The 23,751-nt window shown below is 69.2% G+C and carries 17 protein-coding genes; 11 read left to right on the forward strand and 6 right to left on the reverse strand.

What is annotated here, in order from left to right; genetic code table 11:
• Positions 1-86: 86 nt before the first annotated feature.
• From ABSH63_RS01755 to ABSH63_RS01765, 3 genes are all read left to right on the forward strand, one after another.
• Positions 87-1,250, forward strand: a complete 1,164-nt coding sequence (locus ABSH63_RS01755; RefSeq protein WP_352886862.1) for a glutathione S-transferase family protein — start codon at positions 87-89, stop codon at positions 1,248-1,250.
• A 25-nt stretch (positions 1,251-1,275) separates the two neighbouring features.
• The gene (locus tag ABSH63_RS01760; protein ID WP_352886864.1) at positions 1,276-2,547 is read left to right on the forward strand and encodes a DsbA family protein; all 1,272 of its coding nucleotides are present in this window, start codon (positions 1,276-1,278) and stop codon (positions 2,545-2,547) included.
• 67 nt (positions 2,548-2,614) lie between these two features.
• Positions 2,615-3,754: an aminotransferase class V-fold PLP-dependent enzyme gene (locus tag ABSH63_RS01765; RefSeq protein WP_434223234.1), complete on the forward strand. Its 1,140-nt coding sequence runs from the start codon at positions 2,615-2,617 to the stop codon at positions 3,752-3,754.
• 43 nt (positions 3,755-3,797) lie between these two features.
• Here ABSH63_RS01765 and ABSH63_RS01770 read toward each other — a convergent pair whose 3' ends face one another.
• From ABSH63_RS01770 to ABSH63_RS01780, 3 genes are read right to left on the reverse strand one after another with little or no spacing between them, the layout of a single operon-like run.
• On the reverse strand, positions 3,798-5,138 hold the full coding sequence (locus ABSH63_RS01770; protein WP_352886867.1) for an alkaline phosphatase PhoX: 1,341 nt from the start codon (positions 5,136-5,138) through the stop codon (positions 3,798-3,800).
• A gap of 16 nt (positions 5,139-5,154) precedes the next feature.
• Positions 5,155-6,231 carry a phytase gene (locus ABSH63_RS01775; RefSeq protein WP_352886869.1) on the reverse strand — a complete coding sequence of 359 codons (1,077 nt, stop codon included), beginning with the start codon at positions 6,229-6,231 and terminating at the stop codon, positions 5,155-5,157.
• A gap of 17 nt (positions 6,232-6,248) precedes the next feature.
• Entirely contained in the window at positions 6,249-8,438 is a 2,190-nt protein-coding gene (locus ABSH63_RS01780; RefSeq protein ID WP_352886870.1) for a TonB-dependent receptor plug domain-containing protein, read from the reverse strand.
• Positions 8,439-8,650: 212 nt separating this feature from the next.
• Between ABSH63_RS01780 and ABSH63_RS01785 the strand changes: the two genes are divergently transcribed.
• Both ABSH63_RS01785 and ABSH63_RS01790 read left to right on the forward strand, forming a co-directional pair.
• Positions 8,651-9,550, forward strand: a complete 900-nt coding sequence (locus tag ABSH63_RS01785) for a GGDEF domain-containing protein (RefSeq protein ID WP_352886871.1) — start codon at positions 8,651-8,653, stop codon at positions 9,548-9,550.
• The gene (locus tag ABSH63_RS01790) at positions 9,547-10,569 is read left to right on the forward strand and encodes a helix-turn-helix transcriptional regulator (RefSeq protein ID WP_352886872.1); all 1,023 of its coding nucleotides are present in this window, start codon (positions 9,547-9,549) and stop codon (positions 10,567-10,569) included. The genes ABSH63_RS01785 and ABSH63_RS01790 overlap by 4 nt, the downstream gene beginning before the upstream one ends.
• A gap of 6 nt (positions 10,570-10,575) precedes the next feature.
• On the opposite strand, the gene ABSH63_RS01795 is transcribed toward ABSH63_RS01790, so the two are convergent.
• Positions 10,576-13,866, reverse strand: a complete 3,291-nt coding sequence (locus tag ABSH63_RS01795) for a penicillin acylase family protein (RefSeq protein WP_352886873.1) — start codon at positions 13,864-13,866, stop codon at positions 10,576-10,578.
• 24 nt (positions 13,867-13,890) lie between these two features.
• Here ABSH63_RS01795 and ABSH63_RS01800 point away from each other — a divergent pair, with 24 nt between their 5' ends.
• From ABSH63_RS01800 to ABSH63_RS01815, 4 genes are all read left to right on the forward strand, one after another.
• The gene (locus ABSH63_RS01800; RefSeq protein ID WP_434223235.1) at positions 13,891-14,430 is read left to right on the forward strand and encodes a hypothetical protein; all 540 of its coding nucleotides are present in this window, start codon (positions 13,891-13,893) and stop codon (positions 14,428-14,430) included.
• Between the two features lie 22 nt (positions 14,431-14,452).
• Positions 14,453-14,731 carry a hypothetical protein gene (locus tag ABSH63_RS01805; RefSeq protein WP_352886874.1) on the forward strand — a complete coding sequence of 93 codons (279 nt, stop codon included), beginning with the start codon at positions 14,453-14,455 and terminating at the stop codon, positions 14,729-14,731.
• A 75-nt stretch (positions 14,732-14,806) separates the two neighbouring features.
• Positions 14,807-16,966 carry a TonB-dependent receptor gene (locus tag ABSH63_RS01810; protein WP_352886876.1) on the forward strand — a complete coding sequence of 720 codons (2,160 nt, stop codon included), beginning with the start codon at positions 14,807-14,809 and terminating at the stop codon, positions 16,964-16,966.
• A 200-nt stretch (positions 16,967-17,166) separates the two neighbouring features.
• Positions 17,167-18,612 carry an alanine/glycine:cation symporter family protein gene (locus ABSH63_RS01815; protein WP_352886877.1) on the forward strand — a complete coding sequence of 482 codons (1,446 nt, stop codon included), beginning with the start codon at positions 17,167-17,169 and terminating at the stop codon, positions 18,610-18,612.
• 18 nt (positions 18,613-18,630) lie between these two features.
• Here the strand turns inward: ABSH63_RS01815 and ABSH63_RS01820 are convergent, their stop codons facing one another.
• Positions 18,631-20,868, reverse strand: coding sequence for a DUF3604 domain-containing protein (locus ABSH63_RS01820; protein ID WP_352886879.1), 2,238 nt, complete (start codon positions 20,866-20,868; stop codon positions 18,631-18,633).
• Between the two features lie 65 nt (positions 20,869-20,933).
• Between ABSH63_RS01820 and ABSH63_RS01825 the strand changes: the two genes are divergently transcribed.
• Positions 20,934-21,764, forward strand: coding sequence for a SurA N-terminal domain-containing protein (locus ABSH63_RS01825; RefSeq protein WP_352886880.1), 831 nt, complete (start codon positions 20,934-20,936; stop codon positions 21,762-21,764).
• Entirely contained in the window at positions 21,754-22,893 is a 1,140-nt protein-coding gene (locus ABSH63_RS01830; RefSeq protein WP_352886882.1) for a HupE/UreJ family protein, read from the forward strand. The genes ABSH63_RS01825 and ABSH63_RS01830 overlap by 11 nt, the downstream gene beginning before the upstream one ends.
• 3 nt (positions 22,894-22,896) lie before the next feature.
• On the opposite strand, the gene ABSH63_RS01835 is transcribed toward ABSH63_RS01830, so the two are convergent.
• Positions 22,897-23,721 (reverse strand): methyltransferase domain-containing protein, encoded by an 825-nt coding sequence (locus ABSH63_RS01835; protein ID WP_352886883.1) that lies wholly within the window; start codon positions 23,719-23,721, stop codon positions 22,897-22,899.
• Between the last annotated feature and the right edge of the window lie 30 nt (positions 23,722-23,751).

Genomic DNA, 23,751 nt, shown 5'->3' on the forward strand with positions numbered 1-23,751 from the left:
CGGCTCTCCTTTGCGCATCTACTGCGATTATTGACACATCGTCAATAAGTTTACAATCTGTCCATATCTTGTCCTTTCTACCGGCGATGAACCTTCAACGGACCGAGCCTCTGCTGCTGTTCGGCGCACCCGTGGGCATGTACACCGGCAAGGTGCGCAGCTATCTGCGCAAGAACGGGATTCCCTATTCCGAGCGGCTGCCGTCCGATCCGATCTTCCAGAAGCAGTTGCTGCCGCGTCTCAAGCGCTTCATCAATCCGGTGATCCGCATGCCGGACGGCACGGTCGTGCAGGACACGGCCGACATCATCGACTTCCTCGAAGCCCGCGGTCTCGCACGCCATCCGTCGACACCGGCAACGCCACGCCAGCGCATCGTCGCGCTGATCCTCGATCTGTACGGCAGCGACGGCCTGGTGCGTCCGGCGATGCACTACCGCTGGGGCTACCGCGACCAGAACGAGGCCTTCCTGCGTCACGAGTTTGGCCTCAGCTACCGCCCGGGCCGCGCGGCACCAGAGGTCGTCGAGCAGCAGCTCGGCAACTTCATGAACTACCTGCACAGCCACCTGCCGAACCTCGGCATCGACGCGACCACGGCATTGGTGATCGAGGCGTGCTACGAGGAACTGCTGACGACGCTCGACGCGCACTTGCGCGCGCAGCCCTACGCGCTCGGCGGCCTGCCGACGATCGCCGACTACGGCCTGATGGCGCCGCTGTATGCGCACCTGGCGCGCGATCCGGTGCCGGCGACGCTGATGAAGTCGAAGGCACCCAGCCTGTACCGCTGGACCGAGCGCATGAACGCCCCCGACCACGACGCGCCCGAGTTCCCGCACACGCCCTACGCGCTGCCGGACGACGATGCCGTGCCCGACACCCTGCGGCCGCTGCTGCGCCAGATCGCCACCGATTTTGTGCCGGAGGTCGAGATGACCGTCCGCGCACTCGATCGCTGGTGGCGCGCGCACGGTCATGAAGGTCTGGTCGGCCAACCGGCCGAGCGCGGCCTGGTGCGCGACTGCTTCACGCTGCGCGGAACGCCGGTCACCACCGTCGTCGCGCCCTATCTGATCTACAAGCTGCAGCGCGTCACCGACGCCTGGGATGCGCTCGACGACGCCGGCCGCGCGTCGGTCGCGGCCTTTGTCGACGGCACCGGCCTTGAGCCGCTGCTCACGCTCAAACCGCTGCGCCGCATCGAGCGCCGAGAGTTTCTGGAAGTCTGGGGTGCGGCCACCGCATGATGGGCGGTGCGCGGAGGAATCGATCATGCACACACACCAAGCACCGCGTTGGCTGCCGCAGTCCGGCCTGCCGCCCTCCTTTGCGTCGCGCATCGCCGAGCGCATCGCGCGCTCGCGCGATCCGATCGCGCGCCTTCATGCCGGACGCGCGCTGGAGCTGTACTACGAGGTCGGCGATCCGCATTCGCAACTCGCCGCCGCGCTCGCGCGGCGCATGCGCGCGCGCCTCGGCACGCGCCTGGACATCCGCGTGGTGCCGGCGCCCGACGCGCAGACCTATCCAGAGGCGGCGAAACAGCGCGATTTCGCCGCGCGCGACGCTGCGCGCCTTGCCCCCTGCCATGACCTGCCGGCGCCGGTGGCGGTGCCGCCGGCGCAGCATGCAGCGATGCAGGCGCTGCTTGCGCAGACACGCGACGCCGACGAGTTTCTCGCCGTCGAGCGCGAATGCCTGGCGGCGCTGGCCGAGGGCCGCAGCTTGACGGCCCCGGGCGACGCCGGCCAGACGACCGCGGTGCTCGCGGCCAACGCGCAGCGGCGCCGCAAGCTCGGCCACTACCTGCCGGGCATGTGGCAGTACCGCGGCGAATGGTTCTGGGCGATCGACCGGCTCGACTTCCTGCACGCGCGCCTTACGGCCGACGGCGTGCTCAGCGGCGACGCACCGCTATCGGTGCGCGATTCGCGCCGCCTCGTCGCCGACGGGCGCGATCCGACGGCACCGCTTGAGTTTTGGTTCAGCTTCCGCAGCCCGTACTCGTATCTCGCCGCCGTCCAGCTACTGCGGCAACGCGAGCGTGGCCGCCATCCGCACTTAACGCTGCGTCCGGTGCTGCCCATGGTCATGCGCGGTTTGCCGGTACCGGCGATCAAGCGGTTGTACATCGTGCGCGACGTGCAGCGCTGTGCCGATGCGCAGGGCATTGCCTTCGGCAAGATCCACGATCCGGTCGGCGACGGCGTGCTGCGCGTGCTCAGCGTGTTTCCCTACGACGCCGACACCGATACACAACTGCGTTTCGCCGCCATCGCCATGCAGAGCATCTGGGCCGAGGGCCTGGATCTGCGGCGCGACGCCAACCTCGCCTCGGTGTTCGCGCGTTGCGGGCTCGACTGGACGCACGCGCAGGCGGCGCTCGCACGCGGCATCGATACGACGCATGCACAGGCCCATCGCGACGCCCTGTTCGACGCCGGCCTGTGGGGCGTTCCCAGCTTCCGCCAGGGCCGCTTCACGACCTGGGGGCAGGATCGCATCTGGATGCTCGATACGCCCGAGGCCGCGCACGCTGCCTGAGCACGGCGCGCGTGCTGGCGCGTGTATCGGCGACAATGACGGCCCGTTCGCAATCCGGATGACGCCCGTGGTAGCTGAATCTCCCGTCGATCCCGGCGGCCTCGCCGAGTTCTCGGTCGTGTTTACCGGCCGCGCGCTCAATCACATGTCGCGCAACTTCCAGCAGGTGATGCGCGACATCTCCGCGCTGATGCGCTCGGTCTACCAGGCCGACGCGGTGGCCGTCGTTCCCGGCGGCGGCAGCTACGGCATGGAGGCGATCGCGCGCCAGTTCGCGCAGGACGCTCGCGTGCTCGTGATCCGCAACGGCTGGTTCAGCTACCGCTGGAGCCAGATCTTCGCGATGGGCCGCATCGTGGCGCACGAAACCGTGCTCAAGGCGCGCCGCGTCAGCGATGCACCGCAATCGCCGTTCGCACCGCCGCCGATCGAGGAAGTCGAGGCCGCGATCGCGCGCGACAAGCCCGAGCTGGTGTTCGCCGCCCACGTCGAAACCGCGTCCGGCATCATCCTCCCCGACGACTACCTCGACCGTGTCGGTGCGGCGGTGCACGCGCATGGCGGCTTGTTCGTGCTCGACTGCGTCGCCTCCGGCGCGATCTGGGTCGACATGCGCGCACGCGGCATCGACGTGCTGCTATCGGCGCCGCAGAAGACCTGGAGCGCGCCGTCGAGCAGCGCCCTGGTGATGCTCGGTGCGCGCGCCGCCCATCGCCTCGAACAGACGCAGAGCACCAGCTTTGCCGCCGATCTGCGCAAGTGGCGCCAGATCATGCAGGCCTACGAGAACGGCAGTCACGCCTATCACGCGACCATGCCGACCGATGCGCTGCGCCACTTCCGCGATGCCGCGCAACAGACCGTGAGCCTGGGTCTGGATCATCTGCGTGAGCGCCAAGAGATGCTGGGACGCAAGGTGCGCACACTGCTGGTCGAGCATGGCTATCCGAGCGTGGCCGCAAGCGGCTTCGAAGCGCCGGGCGTGGTCGTCAGTTACACCCGCGATCCCGACCTCGCCTCGGCCAAGCGCTTCGTCGAACTCGGCATCCAGGCCGCCGCCGGCGTGCCGCTGATGTGCGACGAGCCCGCGGACTTCCGGAGCTTTCGCATCGGCCTGTTCGGCCTCGACAAGTTCGCCGACGTCGACGCCACGGTCGAGCGCCTAGCGCAGGCGCTGCGCGCGCTGGCAGGCAGCGGCGCGCGGTGAGCGGCGCAGCGGCGTCACGCTGACGGTCCGCTTCCAACGGCCTTCACAGCCGTTCGAACGGCCCGCGGATCGCGAGCGTCAGCCCGCTCCACTGCAGATTGACGAACAGCGTGCGTCCGTCCGGCGCGAAGCAGGCACCGGCGAACTCGGACTCGTTGTACGGATTGCGCGCGAGCACGTAGAGGCTGCCGTCGGCACGCACGCCGACGAGCTGGCAGGCGCGATCGGCATCCTCGCAGACGATCAGATCGCCCCAGGGTGCGACGGTGAGGTTGTCGGCCTGGGCAAAGCGCGCCGGATCGTCGGACTCGACGAACAGCGTCAACGTGCCGCCGCGCGCATCCGGCCGGTAGCGGAAGATCTGCCCGGCCTGCGCCGCACCGCCGCTGGTGCAGGCGAACCAGCACTCGCCGCGCCCCCACCACAGCCCCTCGCCGCGCGCGAACACGGCGGCGCCGGCGGCGTGGCCGCGCAGGCGCAGATCGTCGTCCGGCGCATCGGTGTCGTCGAGATCGATCCAGCGCACACGGTACTCGCGGCCGCGCTCGCAGCGCGCGACACCGGCGTGCCAGCCGCGCGTGTCGGCCGCGCGCCAGTCAGCGAGCGCCAGCGCCTGCAGACGGCCGCCGGCGGCGAGCCGGCCCGGCTCGCGCGGGATGCAGCGGTAGAACAGGCCGTCCGGGCGATCCTCGGTCAGATAGACAATGCCGCTCGCCGGATCGACCGCTGCCGCCTCGTGATTGAAACGCCCGAGCGCCGTGAGCGGTTGCGCCTCGACCAGATCGCGCTGCGCCGCCGGCACCTCGAAGACCCAGCCGTGATGGCGCGCATGGCGCGCATCGCGCAGCTGCACGCTCTCCTCGCAGCTCAGCCACGAGCCCCACGGCGTCGGCCCGCCGGCGCAGTTGCGCAGCGTGCCGCCGAGGCTCAGGAACTGCTGCTCGACGCGCGTTGCGCGCGCATCGAGCACCAAGGTCGTGGTGCCGCCATAGGCCGGCGCGTCGCCACCGGCATCGAACAGCCGCTCGCGCACGAGCTTTGCCAGTCGCGCGTCGCCCGCGCCGAAGGCGGTGCCGAAACGCCGCCCGCTGCGCGCATCGAGCTCGTGGTTGCGCACCAGCACGATGCGCCCGTCCGTACCGGCGAAGGCCGCCATGCCGTCGCAGCCGCCGGGCACCAACAGGCCATCGTCCATCTCGTCACCGGCGCGCGACAGCACCTGATAGGCAAAGCCGGGCGGCAGGTCGAGGATGCCGAGCGGGTCGGGCTGCAGCGCCGCATCGCGCGGTGCGCCCAGCTCCGCCGCCAGGGCCTGGCGCCAGCCGCCGAAGGCCGCGGCGACGGCGCCACCGGCCTGCTGCAGAAAACGTCTGCGATCGATCATGGCGACGATGATGCGACTACGGCGCGCAGCGCGCCACGCCTACCGCATCGAGCACGCGGCCCAGATCGAAGGCAGCGACGTTGCCGTCGTCGTGCACTGCGTAGAACGCACCGTGATCGAAGCCGGGCATCGCGGTCTGCGTCATCCAGATGCCGTCGGTGTTGAGCACCGTGGCGCTGCCAAAGCTGCCGAGGTAGTCGAGGCTGCGCCGGTCGAAGACGTGGAAGAAGTTCTCCTGCTTGCCCTGGTCGGTCGCGAACCACGCGCCGCTGCCGTCGGCGCAGGCGTACAGCGCGATGCCCTCGGGCTGGAAGCGGAACACGCCGGCACCGACGCGGCGGCCGGTGAACCTGCCGTCGAAGCCGTAGACCTTGATGTTGCGCTGGCGATACTGCTCCTCGTCGGCGATCAGCAGGCGGCCGTGTGCCGGATCGCCCCAGATCGACTCGACGATGTGCAGCACGCCGGCACCCTCGGTGGCACCGAAGCTGCGCTCGCGCACGGCGGTCCAGCCCTCGTCGGTGCGGCGCACGAGGAACTGCTGCACGCGCCGGTCGAGCTCGGCCGGCGGCGGCACCCGCTCGTCGGCGGTCTCGTAGTTGTCGGTCACGTAGACGCGATAGTCGCCGCTGGCGAGCTTGTGGACCCACAGGCCGTAGGGCTTGCGCAGCGCGTCCTCGCCGTCGCTGCCGAAGCGCAGCAGCGAGGTCAAGTCGGGCAACTGCAAGAGCTGCACGCGGCGGTTGTTGCGCTCGACGACGAAGGCCAGATCGTCGATGACGAACACGCCATTGGGCCGGTCGAACTGCCCCGCGCCGCTGCCGGGCTCGCCGACCTTGCGGACCGGCGCGCCGGTTGCTGCATCGAAGACCAGAAGGCGGTCCGTTTGCTTGGCCGTGGCGAGCAGCCAGTGGCGACCTTCAGCGGTGTGCCAGGTCGCCACCGAGTCGATGTTGTCGCCTTCGTCGCGCACCGTGTGCCAGCGCTCGGCGACCTGGACGGCGCCCGCCACCGTCGGCAGCGGCGGGTCGGTGTCGAGCGTCGCGCAGGCGGCCAGGCCGAGCGCGGCCGCGAGTGAGGTGATTCGTCTCATCGTCATCCTCCCGATCGTTAGAAGCGGCCGCGCAGCGTCAGGATCGCGATGCGCCCGACGCTTTCGGTCTCCACCTCGAACGCTTCGAGCTGGCCGTCCGGCAGATCATCGTCGAAGACACGGAAGGTTTCGTCCTTGTGCGCATCGAGCAGGTTGTTGCCGTTGAGCTTGATCCACAGATTCTCCCGGATCTGATACTCGACGAAGGCTTCGAGATTACCGTCGTAGCGCACGGTGGCGATCTCGTCCGATGCGAACGCCAGCGCGCGTCCCTGCTTCAGGAAACTCACACCCCAGGTGATGCGCGGCGGCAGCTTGTGGGTGAAGCCGAGGTTGAACACGTAGATCGGCTGCAACTGGAAGCGCCGCTGCTCGCCGGTGAACGGATCGGCGACCTGCGACTTCTGGTAGCTGTAGTTGCCGTAGACGTTGACACCCGGCAGACCGAGCATCACGAGGGGCAGGCTCGCATCGAACTCGATGCCGTAGACCTCGCCATCGCCGCTGTTCGCGGGTGATTCGACATCGTCCTCGATCTCGATCACCTCGATCAGGTCGCGGACATCGCGATAGAACAGGTTGACGCCGATGATGCCGGCCTGGTCGGCGAAGCGATGTTCGTAACCGAGGTCGTAGCCGATCGCCGTCTCCGGCTTGAGCTCCGGGTTGCCGACGAAGAACTCGCCGTCATCCTCTTCGAGAAACGGCACCAGAGCGCTGAAGTCCGGACGGCGCAGCGTGCGCGCGACGCTGGCGCGGATCTGGTCGTTCGCGGTGAACAGCCAGCGATAGTGAAGATTCGGATTGAGCTCGGTCTGGCGGTCATCGGCCTTACGCAGATTGCCATCGGAATCGAACCCCTGCTGCTCCAGCTCGGTGGTTTCGAGGCGCAGGCCGCCGTCGAGTGCGTGGCGGGCGTTCAGCGTCCATGTGTACTGCGCGAAGGCGTCAAGGCGCTTCTCGCGAATCTCGTAGACGCCGTTGATCTCCGTCTCGTCCTCGAACTCGCCCGAGTCCTCGTCGAACTCCGCAGTGCGCGTGGCGGCGTCACGGGCCTTGCGCGCCAGGTCGAGGCCGACGTGCAGACGATCGTTCCGACCGAGCGGCAGTTCGAAGCTCGGCGACAGCCGCATCTCGGTATCGTCGGTGTCGATGGTCTCGGTTTCCAGCGCAAGCTCGGCGCCGTCCTCGACCGCGCCGGCGACGTTGTCGATGTCGACATCGAAGCGGTTGTAGTCGAGCACGATGTTCAAGCGCGCCTCGCCGAAGGGCTGCATGAAGCTCAGTGCGACACCGTGGCTGTTCTCCTCGATGTCCTCGTGCTCGAACTCGATCGCGTCGAGCTCGGCGACGCCGTCCTCGACCTCGAAGTTCGGCGAGAGCTGATCCTCGTCGCGATCGGTGCCAACCGAGTAGCCGTCCACCGAGAACGTGCCGCCGGTGGCGAGCAGCCACGACAGCCGCAGGTTGCCGGCGATATCGCGACTGTCGCGCACGTCGTCCTCCTGCGCGAGGCCGATCAGATTGCCGTCGGCGTCGTACAGAGTCTCGCGCTTGTCCTTGGCGTTGTAGCGGCCCTGATAGTTGAGCGCTGCCATGTAGCTGAAGCGCCCGCTCTGACCGCCATAGCCGAGGTAGCCGCTGCCGCGCAGCGTGCCGTCGCCGCTGCGGTAGAGCCCGCTGCGGTACTGGCCGCCGGAGAACTCGCCGGCGTTCTTGAGCACGATGTTGATCGTGCCGCCGATGCCCTGCGCGTCGAGATCGCCGGTCGGCGCGCGAATGATCTCGATGCGCTCGACCAGTTCCGCCGGAATGCGGTCGACGAAGACGCTGCGATCGTCGCCGGCGCCCGCCACGCGCTCGCCGTTGATCAGAATCTGCGTGTACTGGGTGCCGATGCCGCGCAACTGCGGCGCGTCGTATTCGCCGACATCGCTGGTGAAGGCTACGCCCGGCACCTGCTTGAGCATGTCGCCGACCGACAGCGGTTCGAAGCGCGAGAAGTACGCGGCGTCGTAGATCAGGCGCGGCGACACCGAGTCGCTGCGATAGCGGAAAAAGTCCGCGCTGTCGGTCACGGTGATGGGGTCGAGCGGCGTCGGCGCGGTGTCGGCTTGCGCCGCGACCAGCGCCGGCCACACGCCGGCCATGACTGCGATGAGTGTCCTGCCGCCCTGCCGCCGCGGCACGATCGTACGGATGCGCATCGATGTCCCCCTCGAAGAACGCCGGCACGGGCGCCGGCCAACGGTCGAGGCGGGACTCTATGGACCCAATGTGACAGCGAGGCACGGCGGAACGCAGCCACCCGAGCCGGCGCGACCCGGGTCATTTCGGCTCGCGTCGCTGCGCCGCCTTCATGCCGTTGTCATGAAGGTGCACGAGGGTTTGCCCTTGATCCGATCCTTCCCGCGCTACCATGTGGCGACAACACCTCCCGTCCCTGCTGCTGCTGTGCGCGGCCCTGTGCGTCGGCTGCACCTTGGCGCTGTCGCTGGGACAGCCCAAACCGCTGTCGGCGATCGCCTGGTATGACGTGCTCGGCGAGGCGGTGACCCTGCTCGTCGCCTGCGGCTGGCTCGGCCTGGTCGTCGCCTACCGTCCGCGCGGCTGGGTCAGCCACTGCCTGATCGCCGGAACCGGTCTGCTCATCTGGTCCTACGCGCTCGACCTGTTCGACGAGTTCTTCGAATACGTCGGCGTCGATCATCCGCAGAGCCTGCTCGAATCGGCGCCGGCGCCGCTCGGCATGCTGCTGCTGACGGTGGGTGTGGCGGGCTGGATGCGCGAGCAGCGCATCGTCCATCGTCAGCTCAGCGGTCGCGAACACTTTCTGCGCGATCACCGCCTGCTCGACCCGCTGACCAAGCTCTACAACCGCGCCTACCTGCAGCACGCGCTCGAACGCGAGCTCGAACTGCGCGCACCGGACGAGCCGCTGTCGCTGCTGGTGATCGATGTCGAGGGCTTTGCGCGCTACAACCACACGTATGGCGCCGTCGCCGGCGATCGCCTGCTGGTCCGCATCAGCGAGTGGCTGCTGATGCGCATGCGGCCGTCGAGCCTGCTGTGCCGCTATGGCGGCGACCGCTTCGTGATGCTGCTGCCGGACACGCCGCTGCCGCGCGCGGTGCGCCTGGGCCGGCTGCTGCAGGACCGGTTCGCGAAGCTCGGCGACGAGGCCGCCGCCTGCACCCTGCGCTGCAGCGCGCACGCCGTCGACGGGCGCAATGGCAGGACCGCGCCGACCGAGATCGGCGACGCGCTGGCGGCGCATTCGCGCGCGAGCCGACGCGCACAGTGGGCCGCCGCCCGATGACGCCCTTCGACGGCGACGACAAGTGCCTGTGGCTCGCGTCGTGCGGCCGCGATCTGATCGATCTTTGCCTGCGCCGCGATGCCGAACTGCATCGCCTGCTGTCGAACACGCGCATCTTCCCCGCGCATCTGGCCGCCGACGATCACCGCATCGCCGGCCGCGACTGGCTCAACCTGGTGCGCAACTGCCGTCGGCAGGTGCCGGTCGACGATCTGGCCTTCGTCGCCGCGGAGGCGATGCTCGCCAACCGCGACCACGCCTTTTTGCAGATGCTACAGTGCGCGCCGGATCTCGCGCGCGCCCTGCGCGTTTGGCACCGCCTGCGCGGCAGCTTCCTGCCGCTGCTGCAGATCGGTCTCGGCGGTGGGGATCGCGAACTGAGCCTCTATCTGCGACCGGCCATCGGCCTGCAGGGTCAGGATCGCTTCGTCACCGAGCTGACGATCTCGCTGCTGCTCGGCCTGCTGCGCCATCAGCTTCGCGAGCGCGACCCGACGCCGGCGGTCGAGCTGGCGTGGCCGTGCCCGGCCGATGTCGAGTCCTACCGTCTGCACTGGCGCATCGAGCCGGCGTTCGACGCGCCAGTCAGCCGCGTGCGCATTCCCTACCCGCTGCTGTTCCAGCCCTTCGCCGATGCCGATGCCGCGCGCTTCGCAGCGCTGCAGACGCGGCTGCGCGCTCGGCTCGACGACGGCGGCCGGCGTGTCGGCCTGCTCGAATTCCTACGCCGGCGCCTGCGCCGCGCCTTGCCGCAGACGCTCGCGCTCGAACAGGCCGCAGCGTCACTGTCGATGAGCCGCAGCTCGCTCAAGCGCATGCTGCGCCAGCACGGCACGAGCTACGGCGAACTCGTCGACGAGGTGCGCGCGGAGCTCGCGTGGACGCTGCTGCGCGAGCGGCGCTGGCCCAACCCGCGTGTCGCCCAACGCCTCGGCTACGCCAACGCGCACAACTTCCGCCGCGCCTTCAAGCGCTGGACCGGACGCCCGCCGAGCGCGGCGCTGACGCCAGCGCGCTGACGGCGGTCACGGCACGCGCGTCGTGCGGATCTCGATCACCTGCTGGAAGGTCGGGCGGTTGGTCCAGTGGATCGCCGGCACCGGCAGGAACGAGAACGGTGTGTGGCGCACGGCGTCGGCGTCCTCGACGCGCTCGCCGCCGGCCGGCGCCCGCGGCGAGCCGGTCCACTGGTCGCGGTTCGCAAAGCCGCCGAGATCCGCGAGCGCTTGATCGAGTGCGAGCAGCACCGCGGCGCGGCAGCCGTCACGGGTGCCGTCGGCGCAGCGCAGTTGCCGATACGGCGTCGCACTCTTGCCCAGCGCCATCTCCAGCACGCGCTTCATGTGCTGGAACCAGCCTTCCTGATACGCCGAACCCTGCGCGCGCGGATTGTCGTAGCGGCCGCTGCCGACGAGGCCGTCGTTGGCGACGAGTTGCGGCAGCACGCTGTCGATCAGGCGCGGATACCAGGCGTCCATCAGCAGCACCTGGGCGCGCTGATCGTAGTCGCCGTCCTGGTCGCGGTCGCGACGGTAGGCCCCCAGGCCCTCGCCGCCGTCGATCCACTGCCGCGAGCCGGCATTCATCCACGCGCGCATCAGCGCCACCACCTGCCGCTGTTCGTCGTTGAGCGGCCCGGCCTCCATCAGTTCGAGCAGCAGCGGCAACACCGTCTGCCCGCGCAAATCGGTGTGCGCGGCATCGGACATGATCTCGATCATGCTGGCGATGTCGTGCTTGCGCCCCGTGGCCGCGAAGGCTTCGAGCCGGTCTTCGAGCATATCGGCGCGATGGGTGGGACCATAGGTGCCGTTGAAGTCGGCCGCCCACCAGCCTTTCGCCGGGCGGTTGTTCCAGCTCGTGATCCAGCCCTTGTCCGGGTTGATCGCGCGCGGATGCTCGGTGAGCGACAGATAACCTGGCCACTCGAAGTAACCGCGCCGCGGATCGCCCTGCGCGACCGGCACCGCGCGCCCGGGGAAGGGTCGCGAGCCGCCGAAATTGGCGAAGAACAGTCGATCGAGCACGGCAGCATCGGACGCCCATTCGTGGCGACCATCGCCCCAGACCGGCAGCTCCGGATGCGCCGTCGCCGCGCGCCGCGGATAAAGACCGCTGTGGATGTAGCCGACGTCGCGGTGATCGACGTAGATCCAGTTGAAGGTGCCGGTCATGCTGTTGAACACGCGCTGGAAATCGGCGGCGTTCTTGATCGTCGGCGTGGTCACCAGCGCAAACGGCAACGCGGTGTCGAGTTCGCCGAAGAAGGTCGTGCGTTGACGCGAAATGGCCACCGGCTCGCCGTTGACGGTGGCGGTCGCGAACACTGGGCCGTAGTGCGTGCGCAGCACGAAGCGGCGCACGGTCTCGGCGCCGGTGGGCCCGCCGAGGGCGACGCTCGCGACCGTCGGCTGCGCGACCCATTCGTCGGTGCGCTTGTAGAAGGCGCGGCAGCGCAGGCCCTCGCCGTCGCCGACGTCGACGAGATAGCCGTCGGCATCGGGAAAACCGTCGCCGTTGGCGTCATCGCGCGACGCCGGCGAGCCGTCGAGATTACACATGCGCGAGACGCGGATGTCGACCAGGTCGGAACCGCCCGAGGTGGCGCTAAAGGCGAAGTCGAGTCCGCGGCCGATGTTGATGTACGGCAGGTTGCCGAAGACCACGCCGCGGCCGTTGAAGTCCAGATCAGTGCCGCCATTGGACTTGATCGCGACCTCCCACAGCAGTTGCGGCACGAAGTAAGCCGACTGCGGCCCCATCACCGCGATCGGATGCCCGCTCGCAGTCTGGTCGGCGTTGACCGCGAGGAAGTTGGACATGCGCAACGGAATATGCAGACCGGTCGCGGCGAGGTGCCGGTGCGCGCCCTGCGCCGGATCGAGCGAGGCGACGACACTGCGCTCGGGATCGAGCCTCGGCCGCAGCGGGATCTGGACCTCGTCGGCCTTGCCCAATAGGTCGAACGGAAACTGCAGCGGCTGCGGCACGAGCCCGGCGAGCGGCAGCAGACTGGGCAAAAGATCTTCGAGGTCGAGCAGTTCGCGCACCGTGTCCGCCGTCGGCAGCGGCAGCGGCACACCGCCCGCCGGTTCGCGGTAGAGGGTCACGCGCCCTTCGAGGCTGCCAGGATCCCAGATCGCAACGCCAGGCGGCAGCGGCTGTGGACAGACTTCACTGACGCGGCCGGGCACCTGGGTCGCAAACTCCAAGTCGATGGTCAGCGGCGTGTCCGCGTCCTCGGCGTGGCGCACGTCACGCCAGAACTCGCAGGCCGCGCGCGGCACCGAGGTGCTGTTCGGGCCAAAGCTGGGATCGAGCTTCTGCAGCAACTGCACCGCGCTGGCTTCGCCGCCGCCGCCGGCGGCGAAAATCGCCTGGATCAGCACCGCCGAGGCGACGATGTCGCCGCGCGTGAACGGCGCCGGCGGGAAGCGAAGCGGCTCGCCGCCGGGCTGGACCGCGAGCGAGGCGTACTCCGGCGGCGCCTCGCCGAGACCCTGCGGCGAACTCACGTGGGCGAGATAAGCGTTCATGCCGGCGACGACGGCATCGAGATCCTTGAGGATAACGCCGCCGAGGTCGCCGAATTTGGCTGCCGTCGCCTCGATCATCGCCGTGTACTCGGCCTCGCTGTAGCCGGCGACGTTGGCGATGTCGGCATCGAAACCATAGGTGTCGGGCGCCGGCCCCAGATACTCGGAGAAACGCCCGCGGCCGACCTGACGCAGCACGTCGTAGAGCCACAACCGGTCCTGCGCCGCGGCATAGCCGAAACCAAAGCCCGCGGCTTCGCGGTCCTCACCCTCGACGAAGGGCACGCCCCAAGCGTCGCGGCGGATGATCACCGACTTGCCGTTGTGCGCTTGCAGCGTGATCTCCGAGACGACGGTGTCCGGCTCCAAGCCCTCGCGTTTGAAGTAGTTGCAAGCGAGGTCGGACACCGGCTGATGGGCGTCGATGGACGTCGGCGGCGTGCACGGCGTGGCTTTGAGGTTGGGCGGCGAGTACGCCAGGTTGCCGTACAGATCGAGCTGGTCGCGGAAGTTGTTTGGATAGACGAGCTGCGCTCCTTCGACCGGCACGCCGACGCCGCCGGCCGAGTTGCCGTTGGCCCCCGGCGGCAGCACGTTGAGGTAGAGGCTGTCGCCGTCATTGGGCGTGCGGCCCGCGCGCGGCGGACCACCGGCATCGCCGCCACCGGATCCGGTGTCCGGCGCGTTCGTGCCGCCACCCACCGGATCGCTGCTGCCGCAGCCGGCGATCGCCGCCGCCGCCAACGCAACTGCCCCGACCCAGGCCTTAGACTGCCACATGGTGCTCTCCTCGATGTCGTTCGGATGTCCATCACTTTAGCGCAACGCGTCTGCGACACCGCCGCTGGCCCGGCCGACGAGGTCGTGCGCTGCGCCGCACTCGCCGACGGCGTGCTCGAAGGCTTCGTCGGCGCGTGCGGCATGCAGCTGCGCTGGGTCGCCGACGGCGATCCGATCCCGGGCAGTTACTGGGGCGAATCCGAGGCGGGCCTCGTCGGCGATGCGCTGTTCGTGCGCGCCGACACGCCGGTGCACTCGGCCCTGCACGAGCTGTGTCACTGGCTGTGCATGGACCAGGCCCGCCGCGCCGCGTTGCACACCGACGCCGGCGGCGAAGACATCGAGGAAGCCGGCGTCTGCTATCTGCAAAGCCTTTTCGCCGACCACCTGCCCGGCTATTCACGTGCGCAACTGTTCGCGGACATAGACGCCTGGGGCTATCACTTCCGCCTCGGCGGCGCGCAGGCCTGGTTCGAGCGCGACGCCGAGGATGCGCGAGCCTGGCTGCAGCGGCATGGCCTGATCGACGACCAGCAGCGCCCGATCGGGCGACGCAGGGCTTGACGGCCCCGCTACAATCGGCCGCATGCCTCGCCTTGCCCCCAAGCACCTGCTGTTGCTGCTGGCCGTGGTCTTCGGCCAGTGGCTGGTGCTGGCGCACGCCCACGATCACGCGCCGCAGGCCATCGAGCAGATCTGCCAGATCTGTCTGCACGCACCGGGCATCGCCACCGGCGCACTCGGCGGCAAGCCGGCGGCGTTGCCGCTCGCGCCACGCAACGAGGTTCCCAGGGACGCGGCGCCGTGCGCGCCCCCGAGCGTTCACGCCCACACGCCCCGTATCCGCGGTCCTCCGGTCCGCTGAAGCCTAACCCGCATTCCGCTTCACGACCCCGGGGCGGCGCCTGCGCGCCCCCTTTTCCCTTTTTTGAGGACTGCCATGAACGTTTCGATTTTTCGCGCGTTGCGCGCGCGTCCAGCATTGGCCATTCCCGCATTGCAGCGGAGCCTGCTCGCATCCACCTTGGCCATGGCCACCGCGCCGACGCTGGCCCAGGACCAGGATGCGACGCGTCTGGACGACGTCATCGTCACAGCAAGCCCGCTCGGCCGCACCGCCGACGAGCTGATCCAGCCGGTGACGGTCATCGGCAGTGCCGAGCTCGACCGCCGGCGCGCCAACAATCTCGGGGAGACCCTGGAGCACGAGCCCGGTGTGGCCGCCACCGACTTCGGCCGCGGCGCCGGACGGCCGGTGATCCGCGGTCTCGCCGGCCCGCGCGTCGAGATCCTCGACAACGGGCTGTCGACCATGGACGTGTCCGACCTGTCCCCGGACCACGCGGTGTCCATCGACCCCGCGCATGCGCGGCGCATCGAGATCCTCAAGGGCCCGTCGACCCTGCTCTACGGCAACGCCGCGTCCGGCGTCGTCAACGTCGTCGACGACCGCCTGCCAGACGCCGCCGAACCGGGCTTTGGTGGCGGAATCGACCTCGAGTACGGCGACAACGGCAATGCCCGGCGCACGCATACCGAGTTCGACTACGGCAGCGGCCCGCACTTGCTGCACGCCGATTACGCCTGGCGCGACATCGAGGACTACGAGATTCCCGGCACTGGCGACGTCGACGGCGAGGGCGTGCGCGGCGTGCTGCCGAACAGCGCCGTCGAGTCCCGCAACGGCGCGCTGTCCTACAACTGGTTCGGCCGTCGCGGCGATGTCTTCGGCCTCTCGTACAGCCGCTTTGACAGTCGCTATGGCCTGCCGTTCGCGCACGGGCATCACGAGCATCATGAGGAGGACGGCGAGGCGCACACCGACGAAGCGCACACCGATGAGGCGCCGGTGGGCTTCATCGATCTCGAGCAGAATCGCTTCGACACGCGCATCCTGCTCGACCGGCCGCTGCGCGGGCTCGAGTCGCTGCGCATCCGCGCCGGCTACTCCGACTACACGCACACCGAGTTCGAGGCGCCCGGCGAGCCCGGCACGGTGTTCGAGAACGAGCAGGTGCAGGCTCGTATCGAGGCCACGCACGTGGCCGTCGCCGGCCTGCGCGGCACCGTCGGTGTGCAGCTCAACGACCGCGACTTCGAAGCGATCGGCGAGGAGGCCTACGTGCCGCCGGTGCGCAGCCGCTCGATCGGCCTGTTCGTGCTCGAGGAACGCGCGCTCGGCTTCGGGCGCTTGGAGTTCGGCGCACGCGTCGATCGCAACCGCACCGAGCCGGATCAGGGCCGTGTGCGCAGCTTCACGCCGCTGTCGCTGGCTGCCGGCGCGATCGTCGACGTCGGCGAACACGGCCACGTCAAGCTGTACCTGACCCAGGCCGAGCGTTCGCCGGTGCAGGAGGAGCTCTACGCTTTTGGCCCGCACCTTGCGACCGCGACCTTCGAGCGCGGCAGCGCGGACCTCGACATCGAGCGTTTCCACAACGCCGAGCTGGGCTTCGACTGGCACGCGGCGCGCTTGCGGCTCGATGCCAGCGTCTACTTCAACCGTGTTTCCGACTACATCTTCCTCGCCGAGGTCGACCGCAACCTCAACGCCGACGGCTCGGGGACCGGCGTCCCTGACGGCGTGGCGGACCGCGTCGATGAAGAAGGCGTCTTCGCCGCCGACGGCGAGCTGCTGCTGGTCGACTACCGCCAGGCCGACGCGCGTCTGCACGGCTATGAGATCGAGCTCGCTTACGCCCTGGTCCAGGGGCCGCTGCAGGTGGACATCGGCGCGTTCACCGATTCGGTACGCGCCCGCCTCGACGACGGCGGCGATCTGCCGCGCATCACGCCGCGGCGCTACGGGCTCATGATCGCGGCCACCGGCGAGCGCGTGGGCGCCAGCCTGCGCTATACGCACGTCGCGCGTCAGGATCGCGTGGCGGCCCTGGAAACCCCGACCGCGGGCCATGACCTGCTCAATGCCTACGTAAGCGCACGCGTTTTCGGCGCCGCCGATCGCGGGCCCCGTGTCGACGCCTATCTGCGTGCCGACAACCTGCTGGACGAGGACGTGCGGCGCGCGACCTCCTTCGTCAAAGACCTGGTGCCGGCGCCGGGGCGCTCGCTCTACGCCGGTTTGTGTTACCGGTTCTGACCGGCCTTGCGCGGTCTGCGGGCGCGGCCCGGATGCAGGTAAGGGCCGCGCCCAGACGCCGCACGCCGCCTGCGGCGCGGTCCATGTCATGCCGGCGCGGTCACCTCGGCCGGGATCGCGGCTGGCACCGTGACGGCGAATCGTTCAGGGTTGTGCCTCGCGGCGGGACGCAGCGACAACGACGATCGGGAGCAGGCGCAGTGGAATCTTTCGTCAATGCGGTGAACGGGCTGATCTGGAGTAAGGCGCTGATCGCGCTGTGTCTGGGTGCGGGGCTGTATTTCTCGATCCGCACACGCTTCATGCAGGTGCGCGGCATCGGCGAGATGTTGCGGCTGATGGGCAGCGGCAAGGCGTCCGCTGCGGGCGTATCGGCATTCCAGGCGCTGGCGATGTCGCTGTCCGGGCGCGTCGGCACCGGCAACATCGCCGGCGTCGCCACCGCGATCACCTTCGGCGGACCGGGTGCAGTGTTCTGGATGTGGGTCGTCGCCTTTTTCGGCGCATCGACGGCCTATGTCGAATCGACGCTCGCGCAGATCTACAAGGAGAAGGACGAGAAGGGCCAGTATCGCGGCGGTCCGGCGTACTACATCGAGAAGGCGATGGGCCAGCGCTGGTATGCGTGGCTGTTCGCGCTGTCGACGGTGCTGGCGACCGGCCTGCTGCTGCCGGGCGTGCAGGCGAACAGCATCGCGCTCGGCCTGAACACGGCCTGGGGCGTGGCGCCGAGCGTGACCGCGGCCGGCATCGTCGTCGCGCTCGGCTTCATCATCTTCGGCGGCGTCAAGCGCATTGCGCACTTCGCGCAGCTCGTCGTGCCGTTCATGGCACTGGCCTACATCCTCGTCGCGCTGACGATCATGTTTCTCAACATCCATCAGGTGCCCGAGGTGGTCTCGCTGATTCTGCGCAGCGCCTTCGGCGCCGAGGCGGCGTTCGGCGCGGTGCTCGGCCTCGCCGTCGAATGGGGCGTGAAGCGCGGCATCTACTCCAACGAGGCCGGCCAGGGCACCGGAGCGCATCCGGCGGCGGCGGCCGAGGTGTCGCACCCGGCCAAGCAGGGCTATGTGCAGGCGTTCTCGGTGTACGTGGACACGCTGCTGGTGTGTTCGGCGACGGCGTTCATGATTCTGTCGACCGGCATGTACAACGTGATGAACGCCGCAGGCGCCACGATCGTCGACAACCTGCCCGGCGTCGAGGCCGGACCCGGCTATGCGCAGGCTGCGGTGGAATCGGTGCTGCCCGGCACCGGCGCCGCCTTCGTTGCGCTGGCGCTGCTGTTCTTCGCGTTCACGACCATCGTCGCGTACTACTACATGGCGGAGACCAACATCAGCTACATCAACCGCCGGGCGCAGCGGCCGTGGATGGTGCTGGCGCTGCGCATCGGCATCCTCGCTGCGGTAACCTACGGCACCGTGCGCAGCGCCAACCTCGCCTGGGCGTTGGGCGACATCGGCGTCGGCCTGATGGCCTGGCTCAACATCGTCGCCATCCTGATTCTGCAGAAGCCGGCGCTCGCCGCCCTACGCGACTACGAACGGCAGAACAAGGCTGGCACCGAGCCGGTGTTCGATCCGCAGGCGCTGGGCATTCGCAACGCGGACTACTGGGAGAAGCGCTCGCCATCGCCGCCCTGAGGGCAAGGATCGCAGCGATCACCGCGGCCGGATGAAGATCGGGCTCGACCAGGCGCGGTGCTGCACCTCGGCGAGGCACAGATCATCGAGCGGCGTGCGCGCACCGTCGCCGTGGCAGGGCTTGACCGCGATGCAGCGCCCCTGCTCGTCGTACTCGCAGCGCAGTTGCGCACCGTTGATCGTGGGCTCGGCGCGCTGGATCGCACGCGCGTAGTACAACACCTCGCGGCCGATCGCTGGATACTCGGGATCGGTGAACTCGACCGCACAACCATCGCCGTCGTCGGCGCACTGCAGGATCTTCCACGGGTCCTCGATCAGCGGCGCGACCGGCTCGTCAAGCGTCTGCTGGCGGCGGATGCGCACGATCTCGATGCGTTCGATCGGCGTGCGCACGTCGCCGGGGTTGTAGCACTCGCCGCCACAGAGCTGCTCGATGCGTTCACGGCCGATCGCCGCCACGGTCCATGTCGGGCAACCCGGCTGCTGCTCGAAGGCGCCCTGCGCACGCACGCGAAAGCGTGGCACGTCGTTGCTGCGCAGTTCCGAGCCCATCGGATGACGGCGGCCGTCGGCGCCGATCAGGTCGAACCACAACTGCATGCGTGGACCCGAGGTGCCGAACACCTCCTTGCGCCGCAGCGCGTCCCAGATCGCCTCGCGCGTGCGCGCCGGCGCGTGCACGGCGACCAGGCCGCCGGTGTAGAAGTACGAGGCCTGGCGCTCGGTCTCGGCGATCTGCAGGAAGTTGTACCGCGTGTCGTCGAGTTCGAAGCGGCGCGGACGCGCTGGATCGCCCTTGGGTTTGGCGGCGTCCACGAAGCGCTGCTGCACCAAGGCGTTGGCGGCGCCGCGCGCCTCGGTGCTGCTGTGGCGGTTGACCTGCTTGAAGCCGGTGCCGGCCTCGGCGGCGTGGTTGTCGCTCGACCCGATGAAGCCGAAGCGAAAGCGCAGCGGCCCGCCGTCATCGTCGGTCTCGTTGGGATTGCTGTACGCCATGATCGCCTGCACCGAACTCGCCGGACGATGATTCAGCGGCGGCAGGAAGCAGTCCGTGCACTGGCCGCAGGCGAGCCAGTCCTCGGGCCGCACGTCGGCAACGACCAGATGCCCGGCGCGACCGGCTTCGAGGTAGTTGCGCTCGACCTCGGCGACGCGCGCGGCGCACTCGGCCGAATCCGGCTCGTCACAGCGCGAGCGGATGATCTGACCGGCGCGCTTGCAGCAGGGCAGATAGTCGTCCGTCGCCTCGGGACAGACCATGTGCCCATCGGCGTCGTAGGCCACCGCGCGCCAGTCGCGGTACTCCTCGGCGTTGCCGTGGCCGGAGAAGATCTCGATCAGGGTCTGCCGCTTGGGATCGTGCTGCGCACGCGTGAGCTGCTTCTTCCACGACGATCCCGGCGGCGTGTAGTAGCCCCAGGTGGTGCCGTGCGGGATCACCAGGGCCTCACCGCCCCACTCGTCGAGCTTGCGGAACAGGTCGGCCGGCTCGGTGGCGACTTCGATGCAATCGTCCGGCAGCTCACGCGTGTGCACGCCGTCGGCACAGGTCGCAACCGACGCCAGTTCGACGCGCTTGTCGTCCTGCAGGAACTGCAGGTCGCGGTTGGGAAAGTCGGTGAGATAAGGACCGATGAAGCGATCAATGAACGGCAAAGGGTTTACGCGCATCGCGTTGTAGGCGATGCCGCCGGCGATGATCGGGCGCTTGGGCACGCGATCCTCGGCGGTCTCGTAGAGGATCACGTTCTTGTGGCCGTAATGGGTCTCGGGCGTGTTGCCCATCTGCGTCCATTCCCAGCCGAGGAAGGCGACGACGTCCGGGCTGTCGGCAGGACCGGCCGCGTCGTTGCAGGCACGCACGGTGTCCTTGATCATCGACCAATGCCGCGGCGTCAGGCTCTCGGCGTGATCGGTATGCGCGTAGTAATCCAGTGCCGAGCAAAAGCGCGCGTAGTCGCAGGCGTCGGCCGGCGGACGAGCACCGGGGCCATGCATCAGCGGCAGCGCCCAGGCGAAGGCGTCCATCGAGAACGTGGTGTGGACGTGCAGATCGCCGTAGAGGATCTGCTCGGCCGGTGCGTCCGTGGCGGCGTGGCGCTGCGCGCGTGCGCGCAGGCTCTGCGCATCGACGCGCTGCGTCGTGACCGTGCCGGCGCGTTCCGGCTGCACCTGCCGGTCCCACCAGACCAAAACGACCATGGCCGCCAGCAGCCCCCCCAACGCGACCACGATTCTGAACAGCGAATTCATCGAACCGCCCCCCGGCCACCGGCGCAGTATCTCGCACGGAATCTACTTTACACTGCGTCAATATGTTGAACGAATCCCATTCCGGCCGCATCAAGATCGCCTGGCTCGCCATCGTCGGCGGTGGCCTTCTGGCGGCGCTGTCGCTGCTGTACGAGAGTCGCGGCAAGCCCCTGCCCGCCGGCGTCGTCGCGACGGTGGGCAATCACGCGATCTTGCGCGCGCAGTGGCAGCGCGCGGTGCAGTCGGTGGAGAACGATCGCGGCCGCGCGCTCGACCGCGACGAGCGCCGCGCCGTGCTCGACCGGCTGATCGACGAGGAATTGCTGTTCCAGCACGCGCTCGGCAGCGGTCTGGTGCGCGACGATCCCGGCCTGCGCAAGACCGTGATCGCCGCATTGATCGACGCGACCACGGCCGGCGGCGCGGTCGACGAGCGCGCCGCGCAGGCACTGTTCGCGCGCGATCCTGGCTATTTCGCGGCACAGCCGCGGCTGCAGGTCGCGGCGCTGCGCTGCACCGCGGATGACCTCGATGTCGACGCCGGGGCGCTGCGGCAGGCACTTCTCGGGGACGCAGCGCTGCCGCCGGCCTGCGCGCGTGTGGTTCTGCCGGATGAACCGCTGCCGCTGGCGCAGCTCGCGCAACGGCTCGGCGGCAGCGCGGCGGCGGCGCTGCACCGCGCCGAAACCGGCGCGCTGATCGGCCCGATCGCGCAGCGCGATGCCGTGATGTACGCGCTGCTGCGCAGCCGCTATGCCGACAGCGTGCGCTACGAGGACGTGGCCGAGGCCGTGCGCAGCGAGTGGCAGCGCCGCAATGCCGAGGCAGCGCTCGCGGCCCTGCTCGCCGGCCTGCGCGACGGCGCCGCGATCCGCTACGCCGACGATGCGCGCTGACGCGCCGCACCTGCGCCTTGCGGGGGCCGTGCTGCTGTGCGCGCTGGCGCTGCCGGCCGCGGCGCACAACCGCTCGGTGTCGTACTCGACCTGGACCGTCGACGGCACGTCTTTGCAGGCCGAGGTGCGCATCCCGGGCGTCGAACTCAACCGTGCCGGCCTGCATCCGCAGGACCCGCAGATTCTGGACGATCTGGCCGCGCGGGTCCGCAGTGGCTTCACGGTGCACGACGGGAATGCGGCCTGCGCGGCGGAGGCGGCGAGCGCGCGACGCAACGGCGTGGACTTTATCGTCGACGCGCGCTGGCGATGCAGCGGCGCGCCGCAATGGCTGAGCACCCGCTTCCTGCTCGACGCGATTCCCGGACATCTGCACCTGTTGCAGCTGCGCAGCGATCACGGCCTGCACGGCCCCTTCGCACTCAGCGCCGCGCGTCCGCAGGTCCGGCTCGGCGGCGATACCGCCGAGGTGCCGCCCCCGGACTTCGGACGTTATCTGTGGCTCGGCGTCGAGCACATCCTCATCGGCTGGGATCACCTCGCCTTTCTCGTCGTGCTGCTGCTCGGCGCGGCGAGCCTGAGGCAACTGGCCTGGCGCATCACCGGCTTCACCGTCGGTCACAGCCTGACGCTGGCGCTGGCGACGCTCGGCGCCGTACGCCCGCCGGCGCTGATGGTCGAAAGCTTCATCGCGCTGACGATTGCCTGCTTCGCCGCCGAACGCGTGTTGGCGGGGCATGCACGCGCGCTGTGGCACGTGGGCGCCCTGACCGCCGTGCTCGCGCTGGTCGGGTGGATCGCCGGGGCCCTGCCCCTGCCGCTGGCGGCCGCCGCGGTGCTGCTGAGCCTGGGCGGCAGCATCGACGCGCGCCTCGACAGCCTGCGCACGGCGTTGTTCGGGCTGTTCCACGGCTTCGGCTTCGCCGGCGTGCTCGGCGAACTCAACGCCGGACAGGATGTGCCGGCGCTGCCGCTGGCCGGCTTCAACCTCGGCGTCGAGATCGGTCAGTTGCTGTTCGTGTTGCCGCTGTGGTGGCTGGCGCGACGCTCGCCGGCGATGCAGCGGCCGTGGCTGCCGGCACTGATGCTCGCGCTCGGCTGCGGCTGGTTCTTCGAGCGGATCGCGTGAAGCTCAGTCGGCCTTGCGCGCCACGACGAGCACGTAGTCCTCACCGGCATCGACCACGGCCTGCAGCTTGTCCGCATGCGCGCGGATCTTGTCGCCGTCGACGGTCGTCGGCCGCTGTGCATACTCGCGGCACGCCGGGATGAAGCGCGCCAGCGTCCACGGCAGGATCGAGTCGATGCGCACCTCGGCAAAGCCCGCCTCACGCAGATAGCCGGCATAGGTGTCGGCGTCGTAGGCGTTCTTCGGGTTGTACATCTGGATGTCGGCGGCGAGCTTGTTCTCGAGCTCGACGTAGCGCGCAACATCCGTGCCGCGCTTCGGAATCAGGTCGGTCAGCACCAGGGTGCCGCCGGGCCTGAGCACGCGCCCGGCCTCGCGCAGAAAATCACGCCGCGTGTCGAAGTGGAACGCGCATTCGACGGCGATCAGCTTGTCGAACTGCGCGGCAGGGAAATCGAGTCTGGTCGCGTCACCAAGGCGCAGCGTGATGGTGTCCGACAGGCCGTGCTGTTTCACATACTCGTTGCCGTGCTCGATGCGCGTCGGCGTGATGTCGATGCCGATGATCGACTTGGCGCCGAAGGCGCGGGCGTAGCGCACCGCGCAGGCGCCGTAGCCGCAACCGACTTCGAGCACCTCGTCCAGCGGACACAGTCCGGCGGCGCCGGCGACCAGGCCCGCCATCGCCTCGGCGGCATCGGCCATGGACAATCCCGGACGCGTCCAGTAACCGTAGTTCGCGTACGGGCGGTCACCGAAGGCATCGCGGCGCTGCGCGTGACGGCGCGTGTAGTATTGAACGATGCCCTGCGTATGCGCCGAGGTCATGAAGCCAGTCTCCGCTCCGTGGGTGAGGCG

Source organism: Sinimarinibacterium thermocellulolyticum, from assembly GCF_040327995.1.
Lineage (GTDB): Bacteria > Pseudomonadota > Gammaproteobacteria > Nevskiales > Nevskiaceae > Solimonas > Solimonas thermocellulolyticum.

Bases quoted from the DNA above. Each gene is read 5' to 3' on its own strand.
- ABSH63_RS01755 (WP_352886862.1), top strand. From the start codon at position 87: ATGAACCTTCAACGGACCGAGCCTCTGCTGCTGTTCGGCGCACCCGTG.
- ABSH63_RS01760 (WP_352886864.1), top strand. From the start codon at position 1,276: ATGCACACACACCAAGCACCGCGTTGGCTGCCGCAGTCCGGCCTGCCG.
- ABSH63_RS01770 (WP_352886867.1), bottom strand. From the start codon at position 5,138: ATGATCGATCGCAGACGTTTTCTGCAGCAGGCCGGTGGCGCCGTCGCC.
- ABSH63_RS01775 (WP_352886869.1), bottom strand. From the start codon at position 6,231: ATGAGACGAATCACCTCACTCGCGGCCGCGCTCGGCCTGGCCGCCTGC.
- ABSH63_RS01780 (WP_352886870.1), bottom strand. From the start codon at position 8,438: ATGCGCATCCGTACGATCGTGCCGCGGCGGCAGGGCGGCAGGACACTC.
- ABSH63_RS01785 (WP_352886871.1), top strand. From the start codon at position 8,651: ATGTGGCGACAACACCTCCCGTCCCTGCTGCTGCTGTGCGCGGCCCTG.
- ABSH63_RS01790 (WP_352886872.1), top strand. From the start codon at position 9,547: ATGACGCCCTTCGACGGCGACGACAAGTGCCTGTGGCTCGCGTCGTGC.
- ABSH63_RS01795 (WP_352886873.1), bottom strand. From the start codon at position 13,866: ATGTGGCAGTCTAAGGCCTGGGTCGGGGCAGTTGCGTTGGCGGCGGCG.
- ABSH63_RS01800 (WP_434223235.1), top strand. From the start codon at position 13,891: ATGTCCATCACTTTAGCGCAACGCGTCTGCGACACCGCCGCTGGCCCG.
- ABSH63_RS01805 (WP_352886874.1), top strand. From the start codon at position 14,453: ATGCCTCGCCTTGCCCCCAAGCACCTGCTGTTGCTGCTGGCCGTGGTC.
- ABSH63_RS01810 (WP_352886876.1), top strand. From the start codon at position 14,807: ATGAACGTTTCGATTTTTCGCGCGTTGCGCGCGCGTCCAGCATTGGCC.
- ABSH63_RS01820 (WP_352886879.1), bottom strand. From the start codon at position 20,868: ATGAATTCGCTGTTCAGAATCGTGGTCGCGTTGGGGGGGCTGCTGGCG.
- ABSH63_RS01830 (WP_352886882.1), top strand. From the start codon at position 21,754: ATGCGCGCTGACGCGCCGCACCTGCGCCTTGCGGGGGCCGTGCTGCTG.
- ABSH63_RS01835 (WP_352886883.1), bottom strand. From the start codon at position 23,721: ATGACCTCGGCGCATACGCAGGGCATCGTTCAATACTACACGCGCCGT.